Raw genomic sequence first — 17527 nt, 5'->3', positions numbered from 1 at the left:
ATGGTTTCGGCGTCAGCTCATCCGCCCTGCCAGACGTCCTTGTGGATGGTGACATCGGCATTCGGGCAGGCGGCGAGGATTTTCTGGCGGAGATCGGCGCCGATGTCATGCGCCTCGCGCAGCGATTGATCGCCGTCCAACTCGATATGCAGCACGACAAAGATCTGAGAGCCGGCCATCCGCGTCTTGAGGTCGTGAAAATCGCGCACGCCGGGGTGATCGCGTGCCAGCGCCGCGATGATCCCCTCGATGGCATCGGGCGCCTTGCGGTCCATCAGCGAATCGACGGCCTGCTTCGCGATCCGCGCGGCGCCGATGATCATCAGCGCCGCCGCCAGAAGCGCGACAAGCGTGTCGACGATGACCACGCCGAGATAGCGCGCCGCGAGCAATGAGAGGATGGCGCCGAGATTGGGAATCAGGTCGCCGAGATAATGCAAGCTGTCGGCCGCGACGATGCGATTGCCGGTACGCCGCGCCACCCAGCGCTGAAACAACACCAGCGCCAGGGTCAGAGCGACCGACCCGCCCATGATGGCCAGCCCCAGCCCCTCGGCCCGCAGCACCGGCGGCGCGCCTGCCGAAAACCGGGCAAAGGCCGAAAGCCCGATGGCCACGCCGGCCACCGAGATCGCGACCGACTGGGCCAGCGCCGCGAGGTCTTCGGCCGAGCTGTGGCCAAAGGCATGATCGGCATCGGGCGGCCGCGCCGCATAGAGAATCGCCATGAAGGCAGTGGCGGACACCAGCAGATCCAGCGCGCTGTCCGCAGCCGAGGCGGCGATCGCCAATGATCCGGTGGCGGCAAAGGCCCATAGCTTGGCCAGCACGAGAACCCCGGCCACACCAACCGAGGCCAGCCCCGCAGCCTTGTTGAGGCGCCGTCGCGCGGTCTGCTCCACCATGATGCCCCTCTTTTGCCTTGCCAATTCCCGGCGCCGCTGCCGCCGTCGCATTTTCGCCCGCAGCTACCCGATCGACCCCGGATAAGAAAGCCGCATCCGGCACGGCGCGCGGCGCCATATATTCGCCCCGGTCCCGGTTTCGGCGCTTTTTTTGCTCCACGCCGGCATTTTCCGCTTGCAGGCCGCGCCAACAGTTTATAAATCCGCCACACCCATGGATATGCGGGCGTAGCTCAGGGGTAGAGCATAACCTTGCCAAGGTTAGGGTCGGGCGTTCGAATCGCCTCGCCCGCTCCATAGGGAACCCCAGGCCAGAGATGGCCAAACGGATGCGGGCGTAGCTCAGGGGTAGAGCATAACCTTGCCAAGGTTAGGGTCGGGCGTTCGAATCGCCTCGCCCGCTCCAAACTCACTCGATCAGATCAAAAGGAATTGCCCTACGGGGCCAGGTAACCGCTGTTTTCCGCTCCAGTCGCGGCCGCGCCGCCTCAGAACGCCTTGAAGGTCAGTGTCGTGCGCGAGCGTTCGATGCCGGCAATGTCGAGCAGGTGATCGTTGATGTATTTGCCGACATCCTCGCTCTCGGGGATGTAGAGCTTGAGCATCAGGTCGAAATCGCCGCTGGTGGAATAGAGTTCCGAGTGGATTTCCCGCAGCACGATCTCCTCGGCCACCTTGTAGGTGGTCCCCGGCTTGCAACGCAACTGGACAAAGACGCAGGTGGTCATCGGCATTCCTCACTGGTTCGCGCCGTGCTCGGCAGGCCAGAGGCTGGCACAGTGGCCCGGCGCGCACAAGCGGCGAAAACCGGTGACGGCCCTCTTGGAGCCCTGCCCGCCCCGGCCTATAAGGCGCTGACTTTGAAGGACGAGCCAGATGCGCACAGCCACGATCACCCGCCAGACCGCCGAAACCAGCATTTCCGTCACCCTCGATCTCGACGGCACCGGGGCCTATGACAACCAGACCGGCGTGGGGTTCTTCGACCACATGCTCGACCAATTGTCGCGGCATTCGCTGATCGACATGACGATCCGCGCCGAAGGGGACCTGCATATCGACGATCACCACACCGTCGAGGACACCGGCATCGCCATCGGTCAGGCGCTGGTTCAGGCACTGGGCAACAAGACCGGCATTCGCCGCTATGGCGCCTGCCTTCTGCCGATGGACGATGCGCTGGTGCGTGCGGCGCTGGACCTGTCGGCACGGCCCTTCCTGATCTGGAATGTCGACCTGCCCAGCCCCAAGATCGGCACTTTCGACACCGAACTGGTGCGTGAATTCTTTCAAGCGCTGTCGACCCATGGCGGCATCACGCTGCACATCGATGCGCTGCACGGGCTCAACAGCCACCACATCACCGAAGCCGCCTTCAAATCCGTCGCCCGCGCCCTGCGCGAGGCGGTCGAACTCGACCCGCGCAAGGCCGATGCGATCCCCTCGACCAAAGGCGCGCTTTAGCCGGGGCAACCGGTCGCGGTCCGCCGCGAGGCCGCCGGGGCGGGCGATCCCGTGCGGCACGGGCCGGGTGATACCGGTTGTCACAGCCGCATGGCGCATGCCAGTCTGGCGGCGGGACCGTCATCGAAAAGGCGAGACACCATGACCGATCAACCGGGCGGCTGCCTTTGTGGCGCGCTGCGCTATCACGTTACCGCGCCCCCGCTCTGGGTCACGGCCTGTTTCTGCCATTTCTGCCAGCGCGCCACCGGGACATCCGGCATGGTGGAGCCGATCTTTGATTTGCCCGTCTTTGCGATCACCCGGGGCAGCCCCAAGGTCTATACCCATGTCTCCGAGGGCAGTGGCCAGGATGTTCAGGTGCATTTCTGCGACACCTGCGGCACCAAGACCCACCTGACCTTTTCGCGCTGGCCGGACAGGCTGGGCGTCTATGCCGGGACCTTCGATGATCCCGGCTGGTTCGAGTTCACCCCCGAGAACAGCAAATACATCTTTCTCGACAGCGCCACCTTTGCCGCCTTTGTGCCGGCCGGCTTCAAGGCCTTCCGCCAGCATGCCGCCACCGTTGACGGCACGCCGCTCGAACCCGAGATCTTCGACCACATCCTCCACCTGCGCTAAGCGCCGCGATCAGGCGCGCAGCGCTCCCTTCTGCTGCCGTCGGATGATCCATTCCGCGACGATCAGGTTCGGCACCCAGCAGGACCAGGCGACAATCGGATATCCCTGTTCGAAGCCCAGCACTCCCACCAGGATCGGCAACTCCAGCCGTAGCGTGACGGCGGCCAGAGTCAGCGCCGCCGACCGGATCATCCAGACCCGGTGCGCGGCGATCCGACGCAACATCGCCAGCCGCACCGCCTGGGCGGTGATCGCGATCCAGAGCAGGCCCAGCAGGCCGAAGCCCAGTCCGGCAACGCGCCCGGCCGACGTATGCGCCGCCAGCGACAGCGCGGCCACCCCCGACACCAGCACGCCCAGCGCATAGGCCCGGCCGGTCCAGCGATGCAACGCGGGCCACCAGGCCCGCAGACGAGGGCTGACCTGAAAGGGCACCAGTGCCAGCACCAGCGGCGCGATCCCGATATGCGCATAGAGCGCCAGCGCCCGGCCCTCCAGGTGATGTGCCATGAAGTTCATCGTGGCCTCCACCCCCAGCGGGATGAACCGCCAGGACACCAGCGCCACCGCGAGCGGCAGAAACCAGAACAGAAAAATGCGGGCTCTTGTCGTCCAGGTGGTGGGCATTGCAGGGCCTCCTCATGCAGATCGTCGTGTAGCTTGACGGTGTAAACTTTACACTGTCAATTATGCGAGTCGCTTGACGCTGTCAACCCAGCCGCTTATCCGGCCTGCATGAGCGACACCAAAGACAAGGCCAGCCACCATCACGGCAACCTGCGCCAGGCGCTGATCGAAGCCGGCATAGAATTGTTGACGGAGGGCGGGCTCGACGCGCTGACCCTGCGCAAATGCGCGGCGCGGGCTGGCGTGTCCCATGCCGCGCCGGCGCATCACTTCGACGGGATCGACGGGTTGCGGGTGGCCATCGCGCAGGAGGGCTTTGTCCGGTTCCGTCATCGCATGCTCGATTTCGCCGATGCCGGGCCGCAGACGCCGCGCGGACGGCTGCACGGCATCTGCAAGGGCTATCTCGCCTTTGCCCGCGAAGAGCCGGCGCTTTATGACCTGATCTTCAGCTTCCGCGCCCATTCCAAAAAGATCACCGACATGCGGGAGAGCTCCACACCCTCCTATCAGGTCCTGCGCGACGCCTGCGCGCCATTCGTGCCGCCGGGCACCGACCCCCTGATCATCGAGACCCAGGTCTGGTCGCTGGTTCACGGGTTTGCGCTGCTGATCCTGACCGGGCGCTTCGGCCCCGGCCCCGCGCCCGAGGACGCGGTGCTGGCCCTGCTCGACCGGATCGGCACGCCGCCAGAACCGGACAGGTGACCGCCCCTTGACCCCGCGGGCGATTTGCGCGACCCCTCACGCCGTTCCATCCGAAGGACCTGGCCCATGCTCACGGCAATCATCGACTACGAATCCGGCAACCTTCACTCTGCCGAGAAGGCCTTTCAGCGCATGGCGGGCGAGGTCGGCGGTGGCGAGGTGGTAGTGACCGGCGATGCCGATGTCGTCGCCCGGGCCGACCGCATCGTCCTGCCCGGCGATGGCGCCTTTCCCGCCTGCATGCGCGAACTGAAAGGCCATTCCGGGCTGTATGACGCCATGGTCGAGGCGGTCGAGGTGCAGGGCCGCCCGTTTCTGGGCATCTGTGTCGGCATGCAGCTGATGGCCACGATGGGCCGCGAATACGAGGACACGCCGGGCCTTGGCTGGATCGGCGGCGAGGTGGTCAGGATCGCCCCCACCGATCCCGCGCTCAAGGTGCCGCATATGGGCTGGAACGACCTGGTGGTCGACAGCCCGCATCCGGTGCTCGACGGGATCGAGACCGGCGCTCATGCCTATTTCGTCCATTCCTACCACGTCCGCGTCACCGAGCCGGGCGAACGGATCGCGCATGTGGATTACGGCAGCGATGTCACCGCCGTCATCGGGCGCGACACCATGGTCGGCATGCAGTTCCACCCCGAGAAAAGCCAGGGCAACGGGCTGCGCATGATTGCCAACTTCCTGCGCTGGGCCCCCTGACGCCTATTGCGCGCGCCGCCATTTCTGCGCCTTGCAAACCAGCGCGGCACAGCCTTTCACGGTCATCCGCGTCCCCGAAAGCGTGACCTCGGCCGGATAATCCCGACCAAAGATCGGCACGAAGACCCGCCCCTCGCCATAGAGGCCGCCGCCCATGGGTTTCATCCCCCAGAGCAGGCGTTTGCCGACGTTCTTGGTGACGATCTGCTTGCCGTTCGGATCGAAGGCCTTGATCAGCGTGCCGCAATAGGCGTCGCCGCAGGGTTTGATCTGGACGATGCCGGTCTGGCCCTTGCCGTCCGGTGGCGAGGCCCAGAGCCCGACCAGAGGATCGGCGCCAACGGCAGCCGCCAGGGTGCATATGACAGCGCCAAGACAAACGACGCGTTTCAGACCTCGGCCCATGGCCGGTCTCCTGTCAGAAGCGTGGGGCGCGCCGATCGCGCCCCTGCTTCATGATGCCGGTCACTTGAGTCGAGTCCAGACCTGAGAGCTGCACAGCAGGCCGCCGGCGATGCAGCCGGACATTTTGAGCGTCTTTCCGCTCACCTGCATCTTGCCGTTGTATATCTTGCCGTTCGACGGCCGCCAAACCTTGCCGGTGTATTTGCCGTTGCCCTGCGGCGTCATCCCCATCACCAGCTGTTTGCCCTTGTTCGGCGAATTGTATTCGGAACTGCCCTTGAAGGTGCGACTGATCGTGCCGCAAAGCCTCTGGCCGCAAGGGGCAATTGTCACATGGGCATAGGCCCCGTCATCCGGCTGGGTCTGCCAGACGCCCTCGGCCGGATCGGCCAGGGCCGCCCCCGCCGCCAGCGTCAGCGCGGCAACGGTCAGTGCAAGTCTTTTCATCTCGGTCTCCTCCCTGAGTGCGCCTTGAGCCTGCGACCCTTGCGCCCTCCCGCGCAACTGTGACGTCGGGTCCATTGCATTCCGCGACGTGACGTGCCACACGCCGCCGAACTGCGACCGAAGGTATTTGCGACAATGATCCTCTACCCTGCCATCGACCTCAAGGACGGCAAGGCCGTGCGTCTGCTGCGCGGCGACATGGACAAGGCCACCGTCTTCAACGACGACCCCGCCGATCAGGCGCGGTCCTTTGTCGAGGCGGGCTGTGAATGGCTGCATCTGGTCGATCTCAACGGTGCCTTTGTCGGCGGCCCGGTCAATGCCGGCGCGGTCGAGGCGATCCTCGCCGCAACCGCCGTGCCGACCCAGCTGGGCGGTGGCATCCGCGACATGAAAACGATCGAGAGCTGGCTCAACAAGGGGTTGGCGCGGGTCATCCTCGGCACCGCCGCGGTCGAAGACCCCAAGCTGGTGCGCGAAGCGGCCGGCGCCTTTCCCGGTCAGGTCGCCGTCGGCATCGATGCCCGCAACGGCATGGTCGCCACCAAGGGCTGGGCCGAAGAGACCGATGTCGAGGTCACCGAGCTGGCGCAGAGCTTCGAGGATGCCGGCGTCGCCGCAATCATCTATACCGACATCAATCGCGACGGCGCGATGCAGGGCCCGAACGTCGAGGCCACCGCGGCGCTGGCCAACGCCGTCTCGATTCCGGTGATCGCCTCCGGCGGCGTCTCCTCGCTCGACGACCTCAAGGCGTTGCGCAACTGCGGCGCGCCGCTCAACGGCGCGATCTCGGGCCGGGCACTCTATGACGGGGCCTTCGACCTGCGCGAGGCGCTCTCGGTGATGGCGGGCTGAGGCCCGCCCCTTCCCGCGACCACGCTTTCCCTGACGCGTCCGGTCCCGGCGGGTGGCGACGGGCTGGCGGTCAACAGCACGCTCGTCGCTGGCGCCGCGCCCGCGCGCCCGACCCGCTGCGGCAACAGCCAGCTTGCCCCGCCCGGCGCCACGCCGTAAGAGACCCCCATGCTCAAGACCCGCATCATCCCCTGCCTGGACGTCGCCGATGGCCGCGTCGTCAAGGGCGTGAACTTCGTCGATCTCCGCGATGCCGGCGACCCGGTGGAATCGGCCCGCGCCTATGACCTCGCCGGTGCCGACGAGCTCTGCTTTCTCGACATCCACGCGACGCATGAAAATCGCGGCGTGATGATGGATGTGGTGCAGCGCACCGCCGAACAATGCTTCATTCCGCTCACCGTCGGCGGCGGCGTCCGCACCACGGCGGACGTGCGCAAGCTGCTGCTCGCCGGGGCCGACAAGGTGAGCTTCAATTCCGCCGCCGTGGCCAACCCCGATGTGATCGCCGAAGCCGCCGACCAGTTCGGCAGCCAGTGCATCGTCTGCGCCATCGACGCCAAGACCGTCGCCCCCGGCAAATGGGAGATTTTCACCCATGGCGGCCGCAAGCCCACCGGCATCGACGCGGTGGAATTCGCGCAACTGGTCACCGAGAAGGGCGCCGGAGAGATCCTGCTGACCTCGATGGACCGGGACGGCACCCGCGCCGGCTTCAACCTTCCGCTGACTCGGGCGATCTCGGATGCGGTTTCCGTGCCGGTGATCGCCTCGGGCGGCGTCGGCACGCTCGACCATCTGGTCGAGGGCGTGACCGAGGGCGGCGCCTCGGCGGTGCTGGCCGCCTCGATCTTTCATTTTGGCGATCACACCATCGCCGAGGCCAAGGCCCATATGGCCGCCGCCGGCATCGCGATGAGGCTGACATGAGCGTGTTGCACGATCTCGAAGCGGTGATCGCGGCGCGCAAGGGCGCTGATCCCGACAGCTCCTGGACCGCCAAGCTGCTGGCCAAGGGGCCGGAGAAATGCGCCGAGAAATTCGGGGAAGAGGCGATCGAGGCGATCATTGCCGCAGCCAAGGGCGACGCCGAGAACCTCACCTACGAGGCCGCCGACGTGCTCTATCACCTGCTGGTCATGCTGGCCGCGCGGGACATCCCGCTTGACGCCGTGCTCACCGAACTGGCCCGCCGCCAGGGCACCTCGGGCATCGCCGAGAAAGCCACCCGCAGCTAGGCACGCCTTGCCCTTCGGGCGCGCCGACGCCTAGGCTGCGCCAGCCCCAACCGGAGAGCGAGATGACCCATTCCTACTGGCCGCAGATCACGCAGGCGTTGGACCTCGATGCCACGCCGTTTCGCGAGGTCGGGCGCGGCGCCCTGCCCTCGATCCATGCGGTCAGCGATTTCGCCTCGGCCACCATCGCCGCCGCCGGAACCGCGCTGGCCGCGCTTGATGGAAAGAGTGCCGAGGCAGTGAGCATCGACCGGCGCCTTGCCTCGCTCTGGTTCGATTTCACCCTGCGCCCGCAAGGCTGGGAGATGCCCTCGGTCTGGGATCCGATTGCCGGAAATTACGCCGCCGGCGACGGCTTCATCCGCCTGCATACCAATGCCCCGCATCACCGCGACGCCGCGCTCTCGGTGCTGGGTTGTGCCGCCGTGCCGGCCGAGGTGCAGGCGGCGGTCGCCACCTGGCAGGCCGAGGCGCTGGAAAGCGCGATCGTTGCCGCCGGAGGCTGCGCCGCCGCCATGCGCAGCGCCGAGGCGTGGCAGCGCCATCCGCAGGGCCGCGCCGTCGGGGCCGAACCTCTGGTGCGCTGGCAGGACGCCGAGGATTGCGCGCCGGGCAAGGCCTCGCTCGCCGGCTGCCGGGTGCTCGATCTGACGCGGGTGCTGGCCGGGCCGGTCGCGACGCGGTTTCTGGCCGGCTTCGGCGCCCAGGTCTTGCGCATCGACCCGCCGCATTGGTCGGAACCCGCCGCCGAGGCCGAAGTCAATCTCGGCAAGCGCTGCGCCGGGCTCGACCTGCACCGGGCCGAGGATCGCAAGACCTTTGAGCGGCTTCTCGCTTCGGCCGATATCCTGCTGCACGGCTATCGCCCCGGCGCGCTCGAGGGGCTGGGCTATGGGCCGGAGGCACGGCGCGCGCTCAATCCCGGGCTGATCGATGTCAGTCTCTCGGCCTATGGGCGCAGCGGGCCCTGGGGCGACAGGCGCGGCTTTGATTCGCTGGTGCAGATGTCCTGCGGCATTGCCGCCGAAGGCATGCGGCAGGCCGGTCTCGACCGGCCGCTGCCCTTGCCGGTGCAGGCGCTCGATCACGGCACCGGCTATCTGATGGCTGCCACCGCGCTGCGCGGCCTCGCCCGGCGCGCCGGCGGCCAGACCACCCGCGCCGAGCTGTCGCTGGCGCGCACCGCCGAGTGCCTGATGTCCGCCACGGGAAGCCTGACGCCGCAGACGCCGATCACCGCCACTGACGCGGACTACACCGACAGCATCGAAGAGACCGGCTGGGGCCCGGCGCAGCGCATGTCGCCGCCGCTCACGGTGAACGGCCAGCCCCCGATATGGCATCTGCCTTCAGGCCCCGTGCGCCGCCATCCGGCGACTTGGACCGCCTGACCCCACGCCAAACGCCGTCCCGGGCTTGACCCGCGACCTCTCCCCAAACCTCAAACCGCGCTTTCGCGCCGCGCATTCCGCCATTGCCGCCAGAGGAACGCCAGGACGAACCAGCCGGTCAGCATCAGGATCACTGTCGGTGCCGGCGCGCTGTCGAGCCAGAAGCTGGCGTAGACCCCGCCAAGCATCGCGCTCAGGTTCACCGCCACCGCCACCATCAGCATGTGCCGGAACTCCCGCGTCAGCAGGAAAGCGATCGCCCCCGGCGCGATCAACAGCCCGATGGCGAGGATCAGCCCCACCGCGCTCAGCACTGCGACGATGGTCAGCGACAGGATCGCCAACATGCCGTAATGCAGCCAGCCCACCGGCAGCCCGATGGCCTGCGCCTGCGCCGGATCGAAGGCATGCAGCAGCAGGTCCTTCCATTTCAACACCAGCACCGCGGTGACAAAGGCGCCGACAATCCCCGCAGTCCAGAGATCCGCCGCGCCGACACCCAGCATGTTGCCGAACAGGATGTGATCGAGGTGCACATTGGTCTGCACCTTGACATAGAGCACCATACCAAGGCCGAACATGCCCGAAAACACCACCCCCATCACGGTGTCCTGCTTGATCCGGGAATTGGCATTCAGATACCCGGTGGCCAGCGCACAGGTCATCCCCGCCGCAAAGGCCCCGATGATCAGCGGAATGTTCAGGATATAAGCCAGCACCACGCCCGGCAGCACCGCATGGCTCACCGCGTCGCCCATAAGCGACCAGCCCTTGAGCACCAGAAAGCAGCTCAGGATCGCGGTCGGCGCGGCCAGCAGCAGCGCCGCCAGAAAGGCGTTCTGCATGAAAGGAAAGAGGAAGGGCGCAAGCAGCGTGTCCATCATGCCTCCCTCAGCGCTTCGGCCGCCCGGGCCCGTGCCGCGCGCAGCCCGTGTTTGGGCGCAAAGAAGAAGGCCAGCAGGAAGACCGTTGTCTGCAAGGTGATGATGATGCCGCCGGTGGCGCCATCGAGGAAATAGGAGACATAGGCGCCGACAAAGGAGGTCACCGCGCCGATGGTGACGCTGATCACCAGCAACACGGGAAAGCGGTCGGCCAGCAGATAGGCGGTCGCCCCGGGCGTCACCACCATGGCAATCACCAGAAACGCCCCGACGGTCTGCAAGGCCGCCACGCAGGAGGCCGAGAGCAGCACAAAGAAGACAAAGCGCAGCTGCTCGGGCTTCAACCCGATCGAGCGGGCGTGGTTTTCGTCGAAGAAGGCGACCATCAAGTCCTTCCACTTCACCAGCAGCACCGCCAGCGAGACAAAGCCGATCACCGCAAGCTGCAAGGTGTCCTCCGGCGTGATCGCCAGCACATTGCCAAGGATGATGGTCTGCACATCGACCGAGACCGGCGAGACCGAAACCATGAACAGCCCCAGCCCGAAGAAGCTGGTGAAGATGATGCCGATGATCGCGTCTTCCTTGAGGCCGGTGCGCTGATTGAGAAACAGCATCGCCCCGGCCGCCAGCCCGCCCGACAGGAAGGCGCCCAGCGCGAAGGGCAGCCCCAGCATATAGGCGCCGGCGACCCCCGGCACGATGGAATGGCTCAGCGCATCGCCGATCAGCGACCATCCCTTGAGCATCAGATAGGCCGAGAGAAAGGCACAGACCGCGCCGACAAGGGCGCTGACCCACATGGCGTTGGTCATGTAGCCATAGGAAAAGGGTTCGAGCAGCAGGCTCATTCTTCCTCCTCGCTGCGCGGCCCGACGGTGCGGGCCTGATCGTCGTACATGACAAAGGGCCGCTCGTCGTCGGACAGGATTGTCACCGCCCGCTCGTCCTCGTCGTCATGCAGATCGGCGCCGCCCAGCACGAAGTGCCGCAGCACGCCGCCAAAGGCCGCTTCGAGATTCCTCTGAGTAAAGACCTCTTTGGTCGGGCCGTAGTTCAGCACAGTGCCCTTGACCAGCACCACCTGATCGCAGAACTCGGGCACCGAACCGAGATTGTGGGTCGAGACCAGCATCACCTTGCCCTCCTCGCGCAGCTCATGCAGCAGGGCGATGATCGCCTCTTCGGTCTGTACGTCGACGCCGGTGAATGGCTCGTCGAGCAGGATCACCTGGCCCTCCTGTGCCAGCGCCCGGGCGAGGAAGACCCGCTTGCGCTGGCCACCGGACAACTCGCCGATCTGGCGCTTGCGATAGGATTGCATGCCGACGCGCTCCAGCGCCGCCTGCACCGCCGCCTTGTCTCCGGCCGAGGGGATGCGCAACAGGCCCATGCGGCCGAAGCGGCCCATCATCACCACGTCCTCGACCAGGACAGGAAAGCTCCAGTCGACCTCTTCGGCCTGCGGCACATAGGCCACAAGCCCCTGTTTCAAAGAGGCTTTCACCCCCTGCCCCAGAATGCCGATCTCGCCTTTCGCGGCGGGCAGAAACCCCATGATCGCCTTGAACAGGGTGGATTTTCCGGCGCCGTTCACCCCCACCAGAGCAGCGATAGAGCCTTTGGGCACGGCGAAACTGGCCGATTTCAACGCGGTGACACCGTTGCGATAGGTCACCGCCAGATCGCGCACCCAAAGCCCGGCCGTGTCGAATTCCTTGATGCCGATTCTAGCCACCGGTCAAGCCCTCGACCACGGTCTCGGTGGTGACCCGCAGCAGATCGAGATAGGTCGGCACCGGCCCCTCCGCCTCGGACAGCGAATCCACATAGAGCTCGCCGCCATAGCGCACGCCGGTTTCACGGGCGACCTGTTTTGCGGGGTCGGTGTTCACCGTGCTTTCGCAGAACACCACCGGAATTTCGCGGTCGCGGATGGTGTCGATCATCCGCCGCACCTGCTGCGGCGTGCCGGTCTGATCGGCGTTCATCGGCCAGAGATAGACCTCTTGCAGCCCGAAATCCCGCGCCAGATAGGAAAACGCCCCCTCGCAGGTCGCCAGCCAGCGCTGGCCCTCGGGCACCTCGTCGATGAGATCGCGCAGCGGACCGATGGCGGCGGAGATCTCCGCCTTGTAGCGCTCGGCATTGGCGGCATAGGTCTCGGCATTTTCCGGGTCGTGCGCGGACAGGGCGTCGCGGATGTTGTCGACATAGATCAGCGCGTTGTCCAGCGACATCCAGGCATGGGGATTGGGCTTGCCTTCATAGGCGCCTTCGGAAATCGGGATCTCGGCCACACCGGTGCTGACCACCGCCGAGGGTTTCTCGCCGAGGTTGGCGAGGAATTGTTCGAACCAGAGCTCGAGGTTCATTCCGTTCCACAACACCAGATCGGCATCCACCGCATTGACCAGATCGCGCGGCGTCGGCTCGTAGCCATGGATTTCCGCCCCCGGCTTGGTGACCGAGACCACCTCGGCCGCCTCGCCGGCCACGTTCTGTGCCATGTCGGCAATCACGGTAAAGGTGGTGACAACCTTGAACTCCTGGGCCGCCACCGGCCCTGCGGCGGCCAGCGCCATCGCGGCCATTATCCCTCGCAGCATGCAGTCCTCCTGAATTGACGTGTCTTTGCGCCAATATGCGCGCCCTTGACCGGATGTCAATGAAATTGAGAACCATTCTCATTTTAGATCACCCCTTCTTTCGCGCCCCACCCCGGCGAACCCGGCGCATTGCGCCCCGGACCCTGATCCGGGGCCGCTCCCGCCTCGTGCTTTGCCATGGGTTCCCGGATCCCGGCTTGCACGGCGCGGCGGCGGCCCTATGCTCCGCAGGAAACCACGAGACGACACAATGACCGATACGCTCGACCCCGAGGACTGGGACGATTTCCGCAAGACCGCGCATGTGCTGCTCGATGCCTGCATCGACCGGCTGGCCGAGGCCCGCGCCCATCCCTGGCAGCCACTGCCAGAGGCGACCCGCCAGAGCTATGCGCTTGACGGCACCGCCCGGGGCGAGGCCGCCACCGCGCAACGGTTGATCGACGACGTACTGCCCTTCGGCACCGGCAACACCCATCCGCGATTCTGGGGCTGGGTGCATGGCACCGGGCTGGCCTCAGGGCTGCTGTCGGAAATGGCAGCGGCGACGGTGAACGCCAATTGCGGCGGCCGCGATCACGGCATGATCCACGTCGAACGCGCGGTGATCGACTGGTCGCGCCGCATCATGGGCTTCCCCGAGACCGCCTCGGGTGTGCTGGTCACCGGCACCTCCCAGGCCACCGTCCTGGCGCTGGCCACCGCCCGCCAGCGCGCGCTGGGGCCCGCGGTGCGCAGCACGGGCGTGCGGGGCCGTCTCACCGCCTATGCCGGCGCGGGCGTGCACAATGCCACCCGCAAGGCGATCGAACTGCTGGGCATCGGCGCCGACAACCTGCGCCGCATCCCCGAAGACGATCGCGGCATGGATTGCGATGCCCTGCGCGCCGCCGTCGCCGAGGACCGCGCCCAGGGTGCCACGCCCTTTGTCATCGTCGGCACCGCCGGATCGGTCGATTTCGGCCGTTTCGACGATCTGAACGCGCTGGCCGACATCGCCCGTGACGAAGCGCTCTGGCTGCATATCGATGGCGCCTTCGGGGCCTGGGCCCGGCTTGCCGACGCCCCCTGGCGGGCGCTCACCGACGGCATCGAACGCGCCGACAGCCTGGCCTGCGACTTCCACAAGTGGATGTATGTGCCTTATGACTGCGGCCTCTGCCTGATCCGCAACGGTGACGAGCATTTCGCCACCTTCGCCGCCCGCCCCGCCTATCTTGCCAGCCACGGCGAGGGGCTGTCGGGCGGAGACCCCTGGTTCTGCGATTTCGGCACCGACCTGTCGCGCGGCGCCCGGGCGCTCAAGGTCTGGTGCGCGGTCGAGAGCTATGGCGCCGCCGGGCTCGGCGCCGCCATCACCGGCAATTGCCGGGCCGCCGCCCGCATGGGCGCGGCCGTCACTGCCCGGCCGGCCATGGCGCTCATGGCCCCGGTGATTTCCAACCTCTGCGTCTTTACCGCCGACGCCAGCCTGCCGCCCAAGGCGCAGACCGCGCTCAACAAGGCCATTGCCGCCAGCCTGCAACTCGACGGCACCGCCGTCTTTTCCACCACCGAGGCCCGGGGCATCACCTGCCTGCGGGCCGCCATTGCCAATCACCGCACCACACCCGAGGACATCGACGCCGCCATCGCTGCCGTCGCTGCCCGGGCCGACGCTCTCACCCAGGCTGCCTGAGCCCCATTCCCAGTTATCGAGGCCCCATGTTTTCCGATCCCCTCCTGACCGACATCCGCGCCCGCTTTGCCCATGTCGAAAGCTGCCCCTTCCAGGGCCCCCGCGTGTTCTTTGAAAACGCCGGCGGCGCGCTGACGCTGAACTCGGTGGTCGAGACTTCGACGAAATTCGCAGCCATTCCCGACAATCAGGGCCGCGACAACCCCGCCGCCCATGCGCTTGTGGCGGCGATCGACACCGCCAAATCCGACATGGCCACCTTCTTCGGCGCCGGGTCGGGGCAGTTTTTTGTCGGCGAGTCGGGCACCGAGCTGACCTTTCGCCTGCTGCGGGCGATGATCCTCGGCGCGCGGCCCGGTCCGGTTATCGGCGCCACCGTCGAACACCCGGCCTCGCGCTCGGCGGCGCGCAAATGGGCGCATGTGGCGGGCCGTGACTATATCGCCGTGGCGCATGACGATGCCACCGGCCTGGTCACCGCCGAAGCCTATGCCGCGCAGATCACCGCCGACACCGCCGTCGCCACGATCCTGCACACCTCGCCGGTGACCGGCATGGCGATGGACCTGCCGGCGATCACCCGCGCCATCCGCGCCAAATCGCCCGATTGCCTGATCTTCGTCGACGGCATCCAGCACGCCAGCCACGGACGCATCGACATCGAAAGCTATGACATCGACGGTTATGTGATCTCGCCTTACAAGGTCTTCTCGCGGCATGGCTACGGCATCGCCTGGGTGTCCGACCGGTTCTCCAGGCTCCGCCTCGAAGGGCTGCAAGGCGGGCCCGAAGAGAACTGGGAATTCGGTACCCGCGACACCGGCGCCTATGCCACCTTCTCCGACGTGGTGGGCTATTTCGACTGGCTCGGCGCTCAGGTCTCCGACGCATCCGATCGCCGCGCCCGCATCCTCGCCGCCGGCCAGGCTATCCACGACCACGAACAGGCGCTGACCCGGGCAATGCTGCACGGCACCGGCAACCTGCCCGGCCTGGCGGAACTGCCCGGCGTCGAGATTGTCGGCGGCGTGGACAACCCCGCGCGCGAAGGCCTGGTCAGCTTCTGGCGCGAAGGCGTGCCCTCGGAAGAGATTGTCGCCGCGCTGAACGCCCAGGGCATCCGCACCCACACCCGCAAGGCCGACCATTACTCCGGCAACATCCTCGACCCGCTGGGCCAGCCCTCCTGTATCCGAGTCTCGATGTGCCACTACAACAGCCTCGCCGAGGTCGCCGCCTTCCTCGCCGCCATGAAAGACATGTAACCCACATCCCCGGCAGGCCGGGCGTCGCCCCGGTCCTGCCGCAGCGCATCCCAAGGAGCCTCCCATGCCCCACGGCGGCCAAATCCTCGTCGACGCCCTCAAGGCCCAGGGCACCACCCGCGTCTTCTGCGTTCCCGGCGAAAGCTATCTCGCCGCGCTCGACGGCCTCTACCTGTCGGGCATCGACACCGTGGTCGCCCGCCAGGAAGGCGGCGCGGCGATGATGGCCGAGGCCCATGGCAAGCTCACCGGCACCCCCGGCATCTGCTTTGTCACCCGCGGACCCGGCGCCACCAATGCCAGCGCCGGCGTGCATGTGGCGATGCAGGACAGCACGCCGATGGTGCTCTTCATCGGCCAGGTCGCCAGCGACCAGCGCGACCGCGAGGCCTTTCAGGAGGTCGACTATCGCGCCATGTTCGCGCCGCTGGCGAAATGGGTGGCCGAGATCGACCGCACCGAGCGCATCCCGGAATATATCTCGCGCGCCTTCCACGTGGCGCAATCGGGCCGCCCCGGCCCGGTGGTGCTCGCCCTGCCGGAAGACATGCTCTCGGCCGCCTGCGAGGCCGCCGTGGTGCCCGCCGCCAACCCGCCCTCGGGCCGCGCCGCCGACAGCGACATCACCGCCATTCTCGCGGCGCTGAACGCGGCGGAACGGCCGCTGATCCTCGCCGGCGGCCCGCTCTGGTCCGAAGAGGCCCGGCTTGCGCTGCAAGACTTTGCCGAAACGGCGCAGATCCCCGTCGCCACCTCGCTGCGCTGCCAGGATTATTTCGACAACAGCCACCCAAATTACGCCGGCGACATGGGCATCGCCGCCAATCCGGCGCTGGCCGAGCGTCTGCGCGCGGCCGATGTGCTGCTCTGCCTCGGCGCCCGTCTGGGCGAGATGACAACCGCCGGCTACACGCTGGTCACCCCGCCGGTGCCGGAACAAAAGCTCCTTCACGTCCACCCCGACCCGAGCGAGCCCGGCCATGTCTACCATCCGGCGCTGGCCGTCGCCGCCCAGGCCGGCCAGGTTGCCCGGCAACTGGCTGCCGCGGCAGAGGCCCCGGTGCGGGGCCGTGGCGCGCTGGTCGCCGAGGCCCATGCCGCCTATCAGGACTGGCAGGCGCCCGAGGACACCCCCGGCGACCTGCATATGGAACAGGTCCTGGTGCATCTGCGCGACACCCTGCCCGACACCGCGATCCTGACCAATGGCGCCGGCAATTACTGCGGCTGGCTGCACCGCTACTACCGCTGGCACCGCTTCCGCACCCAGCTGGCGCCGACCTCGGGCTCGATGGGCTACGGATTGCCCGCCGCGGTGGCCGCCGCGCTGCATCACCCCGACCGCCCGGTGATCTGTTTCGCCGGCGACGGCTGTTTCCAGATGACGGCGCAGGAATTCGGCACCGCCTGCGACCATGGCGCCCGGGTGATCGTCCTGCTGGTCAACAACGGCATGTATGGCACTATCCGCATGCACCAGCAGGCCAAATACCCCGGCCGGGTCTCCGGCACCCGGCTGAAAAACCCCGATTTCGCCGCCTGGGCCCGGAGCTACGGCGCCCTGGGCCTGACCGTGACCGAGGATGCCGGTTTCCCCGCGGCCATGGCGCAGGCCCTGGCCGCCGACACCCCGGCGCTGATCGAGCTCAGGACCGACCCGCGCGCGCTCTCGACCAGGCTCATCCTGCGCGACCTCTGATCGCGATCCCGCGCCGGGCC

Annotated in this window: 20 protein-coding genes and 2 tRNA genes; 13 read left to right on the top strand and 9 right to left on the bottom strand. The window is 67.1% G+C overall.

Annotated elements, in window-relative coordinates; all coding sequences use genetic code 11:
• Window positions 1-17 precede the first annotated feature (17 nt).
• Window positions 18-905, bottom strand: a complete 888-nt coding sequence (locus tag AC0J5K_RS00750; RefSeq protein ID WP_274564452.1) for a cation diffusion facilitator family transporter — start codon at window positions 903-905, stop codon at window positions 18-20.
• 222 nt (window positions 906-1127) lie between these two features.
• Here AC0J5K_RS00750 and AC0J5K_RS00745 point away from each other — a divergent pair.
• Window positions 1128-1202, top strand: a tRNA-Gly gene (locus AC0J5K_RS00745).
• A 34-nt stretch (window positions 1203-1236) separates the two neighbouring features.
• Window positions 1237-1311: transfer RNA gene (locus AC0J5K_RS00740), tRNA-Gly, on the top strand.
• Between the two features lie 82 nt (window positions 1312-1393).
• Here the strand turns inward: AC0J5K_RS00740 and AC0J5K_RS00735 are convergent.
• Window positions 1394-1633, bottom strand: coding sequence for an Lrp/AsnC ligand binding domain-containing protein (locus AC0J5K_RS00735; RefSeq protein ID WP_048529100.1), 240 nt, complete (start codon window positions 1631-1633; stop codon window positions 1394-1396).
• 148 nt (window positions 1634-1781) lie between these two features.
• Between AC0J5K_RS00735 and hisB the strand changes: the two genes are divergently transcribed.
• A complete protein-coding gene (gene hisB, locus AC0J5K_RS00730) occupies window positions 1782-2369 on the top strand; it encodes an imidazoleglycerol-phosphate dehydratase HisB (RefSeq protein ID WP_074837479.1) in 588 nt (195 codons plus the stop codon).
• A 141-nt stretch (window positions 2370-2510) separates the two neighbouring features.
• The gene (locus AC0J5K_RS00725; protein ID WP_048529097.1) at window positions 2511-2993 is read left to right on the top strand and encodes a GFA family protein; all 483 of its coding nucleotides are present in this window, start codon (window positions 2511-2513) and stop codon (window positions 2991-2993) included.
• A 9-nt stretch (window positions 2994-3002) separates the two neighbouring features.
• Here the strand turns inward: AC0J5K_RS00725 and AC0J5K_RS00720 are convergent, their stop codons facing one another.
• The gene (locus AC0J5K_RS00720; protein WP_274566265.1) at window positions 3003-3620 is read right to left on the bottom strand and encodes a DUF2306 domain-containing protein; all 618 of its coding nucleotides are present in this window, start codon (window positions 3618-3620) and stop codon (window positions 3003-3005) included.
• A gap of 108 nt (window positions 3621-3728) precedes the next feature.
• On the opposite strand from AC0J5K_RS00720, the gene AC0J5K_RS00715 reads away from it, so the two are divergent.
• Complete coding sequence (locus tag AC0J5K_RS00715) at window positions 3729-4328, top strand: TetR/AcrR family transcriptional regulator (RefSeq protein ID WP_048529095.1); 600 nt, start codon at window positions 3729-3731, stop codon at window positions 4326-4328.
• Window positions 4329-4394: 66 nt separating this feature from the next.
• Entirely contained in the window at window positions 4395-5033 is a 639-nt protein-coding gene (gene hisH / locus AC0J5K_RS00710) for an imidazole glycerol phosphate synthase subunit HisH (protein WP_274566264.1), read from the top strand.
• Window positions 5034-5036: 3 nt separating this feature from the next.
• Here hisH and AC0J5K_RS00705 read toward each other — a convergent pair whose 3' ends face one another.
• Both AC0J5K_RS00705 and AC0J5K_RS00700 read right to left on the bottom strand, forming a co-directional pair.
• Window positions 5037-5438, bottom strand: coding sequence for a DUF2147 domain-containing protein (locus tag AC0J5K_RS00705; RefSeq protein WP_274566263.1), 402 nt, complete (start codon window positions 5436-5438; stop codon window positions 5037-5039).
• A 60-nt stretch (window positions 5439-5498) separates the two neighbouring features.
• The gene (locus tag AC0J5K_RS00700; protein ID WP_048529092.1) at window positions 5499-5885 is read right to left on the bottom strand and encodes a DUF2147 domain-containing protein; all 387 of its coding nucleotides are present in this window, start codon (window positions 5883-5885) and stop codon (window positions 5499-5501) included.
• A 135-nt stretch (window positions 5886-6020) separates the two neighbouring features.
• On the opposite strand from AC0J5K_RS00700, the gene hisA reads away from it, so the two are divergent.
• From hisA to AC0J5K_RS00680, 4 genes are all read left to right on the top strand, one after another.
• Complete coding sequence (gene hisA, locus AC0J5K_RS00695; RefSeq protein ID WP_074837476.1) at window positions 6021-6743, top strand: 1-(5-phosphoribosyl)-5-[(5-phosphoribosylamino)methylideneamino]imidazole-4-carboxamide isomerase; 723 nt, start codon at window positions 6021-6023, stop codon at window positions 6741-6743.
• A gap of 168 nt (window positions 6744-6911) precedes the next feature.
• The gene (hisF, locus tag AC0J5K_RS00690; RefSeq protein ID WP_274566262.1) at window positions 6912-7673 is read left to right on the top strand and encodes an imidazole glycerol phosphate synthase subunit HisF; all 762 of its coding nucleotides are present in this window, start codon (window positions 6912-6914) and stop codon (window positions 7671-7673) included.
• On the top strand, window positions 7670-7981 hold the full coding sequence (locus tag AC0J5K_RS00685; RefSeq protein ID WP_074837474.1) for a phosphoribosyl-ATP diphosphatase: 312 nt from the start codon (window positions 7670-7672) through the stop codon (window positions 7979-7981). Before hisF ends, AC0J5K_RS00685 begins: the two co-directional genes overlap by 4 nt.
• A 62-nt stretch (window positions 7982-8043) precedes the next feature.
• Complete coding sequence (locus tag AC0J5K_RS00680) at window positions 8044-9372, top strand: CoA transferase (protein WP_074837473.1); 1329 nt, start codon at window positions 8044-8046, stop codon at window positions 9370-9372.
• Window positions 9373-9422: 50 nt separating this feature from the next.
• Here AC0J5K_RS00680 and AC0J5K_RS00675 read toward each other — a convergent pair whose 3' ends face one another.
• Genes AC0J5K_RS00675 through AC0J5K_RS00660 form a run of 4 tightly spaced genes read right to left on the bottom strand, consistent with a single transcriptional unit; the run spans window position 9423 to window position 12865 of the window.
• On the bottom strand, window positions 9423-10256 hold the full coding sequence (locus AC0J5K_RS00675) for a metal ABC transporter permease (RefSeq protein WP_048529080.1): 834 nt from the start codon (window positions 10254-10256) through the stop codon (window positions 9423-9425).
• Complete coding sequence (locus AC0J5K_RS00670) at window positions 10253-11107, bottom strand: metal ABC transporter permease (protein ID WP_048529078.1); 855 nt, start codon at window positions 11105-11107, stop codon at window positions 10253-10255. The genes AC0J5K_RS00675 and AC0J5K_RS00670 overlap by 4 nt, the downstream gene beginning before the upstream one ends.
• Window positions 11104-11994, bottom strand: coding sequence for a manganese/iron ABC transporter ATP-binding protein (locus AC0J5K_RS00665; protein WP_274566261.1), 891 nt, complete (start codon window positions 11992-11994; stop codon window positions 11104-11106). The genes AC0J5K_RS00670 and AC0J5K_RS00665 overlap by 4 nt, the downstream gene beginning before the upstream one ends.
• Window positions 11987-12865 carry a metal ABC transporter substrate-binding protein gene (locus AC0J5K_RS00660; RefSeq protein ID WP_048529077.1) on the bottom strand — a complete coding sequence of 293 codons (879 nt, stop codon included), beginning with the start codon at window positions 12863-12865 and terminating at the stop codon, window positions 11987-11989. The genes AC0J5K_RS00665 and AC0J5K_RS00660 overlap by 8 nt, the downstream gene beginning before the upstream one ends.
• Window positions 12866-13115: 250 nt before the next feature.
• On the opposite strand from AC0J5K_RS00660, the gene AC0J5K_RS00655 reads away from it, so the two are divergent.
• From AC0J5K_RS00655 to AC0J5K_RS00645, 3 genes are all read left to right on the top strand, one after another.
• Complete coding sequence (locus AC0J5K_RS00655) at window positions 13116-14543, top strand: pyridoxal phosphate-dependent decarboxylase family protein (protein ID WP_274566260.1); 1428 nt, start codon at window positions 13116-13118, stop codon at window positions 14541-14543.
• A 26-nt stretch (window positions 14544-14569) separates the two neighbouring features.
• Window positions 14570-15808, top strand: coding sequence for an aminotransferase class V-fold PLP-dependent enzyme (locus AC0J5K_RS00650; RefSeq protein ID WP_274566259.1), 1239 nt, complete (start codon window positions 14570-14572; stop codon window positions 15806-15808).
• A 64-nt stretch (window positions 15809-15872) separates the two neighbouring features.
• On the top strand, window positions 15873-17507 hold the full coding sequence (locus tag AC0J5K_RS00645; RefSeq protein ID WP_274566258.1) for a thiamine pyrophosphate-binding protein: 1635 nt from the start codon (window positions 15873-15875) through the stop codon (window positions 17505-17507).
• Window positions 17508-17527: the final 20 nt, after the last annotated feature.

It is taken from the genome of Marinovum sp. E3 (genome assembly GCF_055755275.1).
This window is presented reverse-complemented; position numbering and strand designations above follow the sequence as displayed.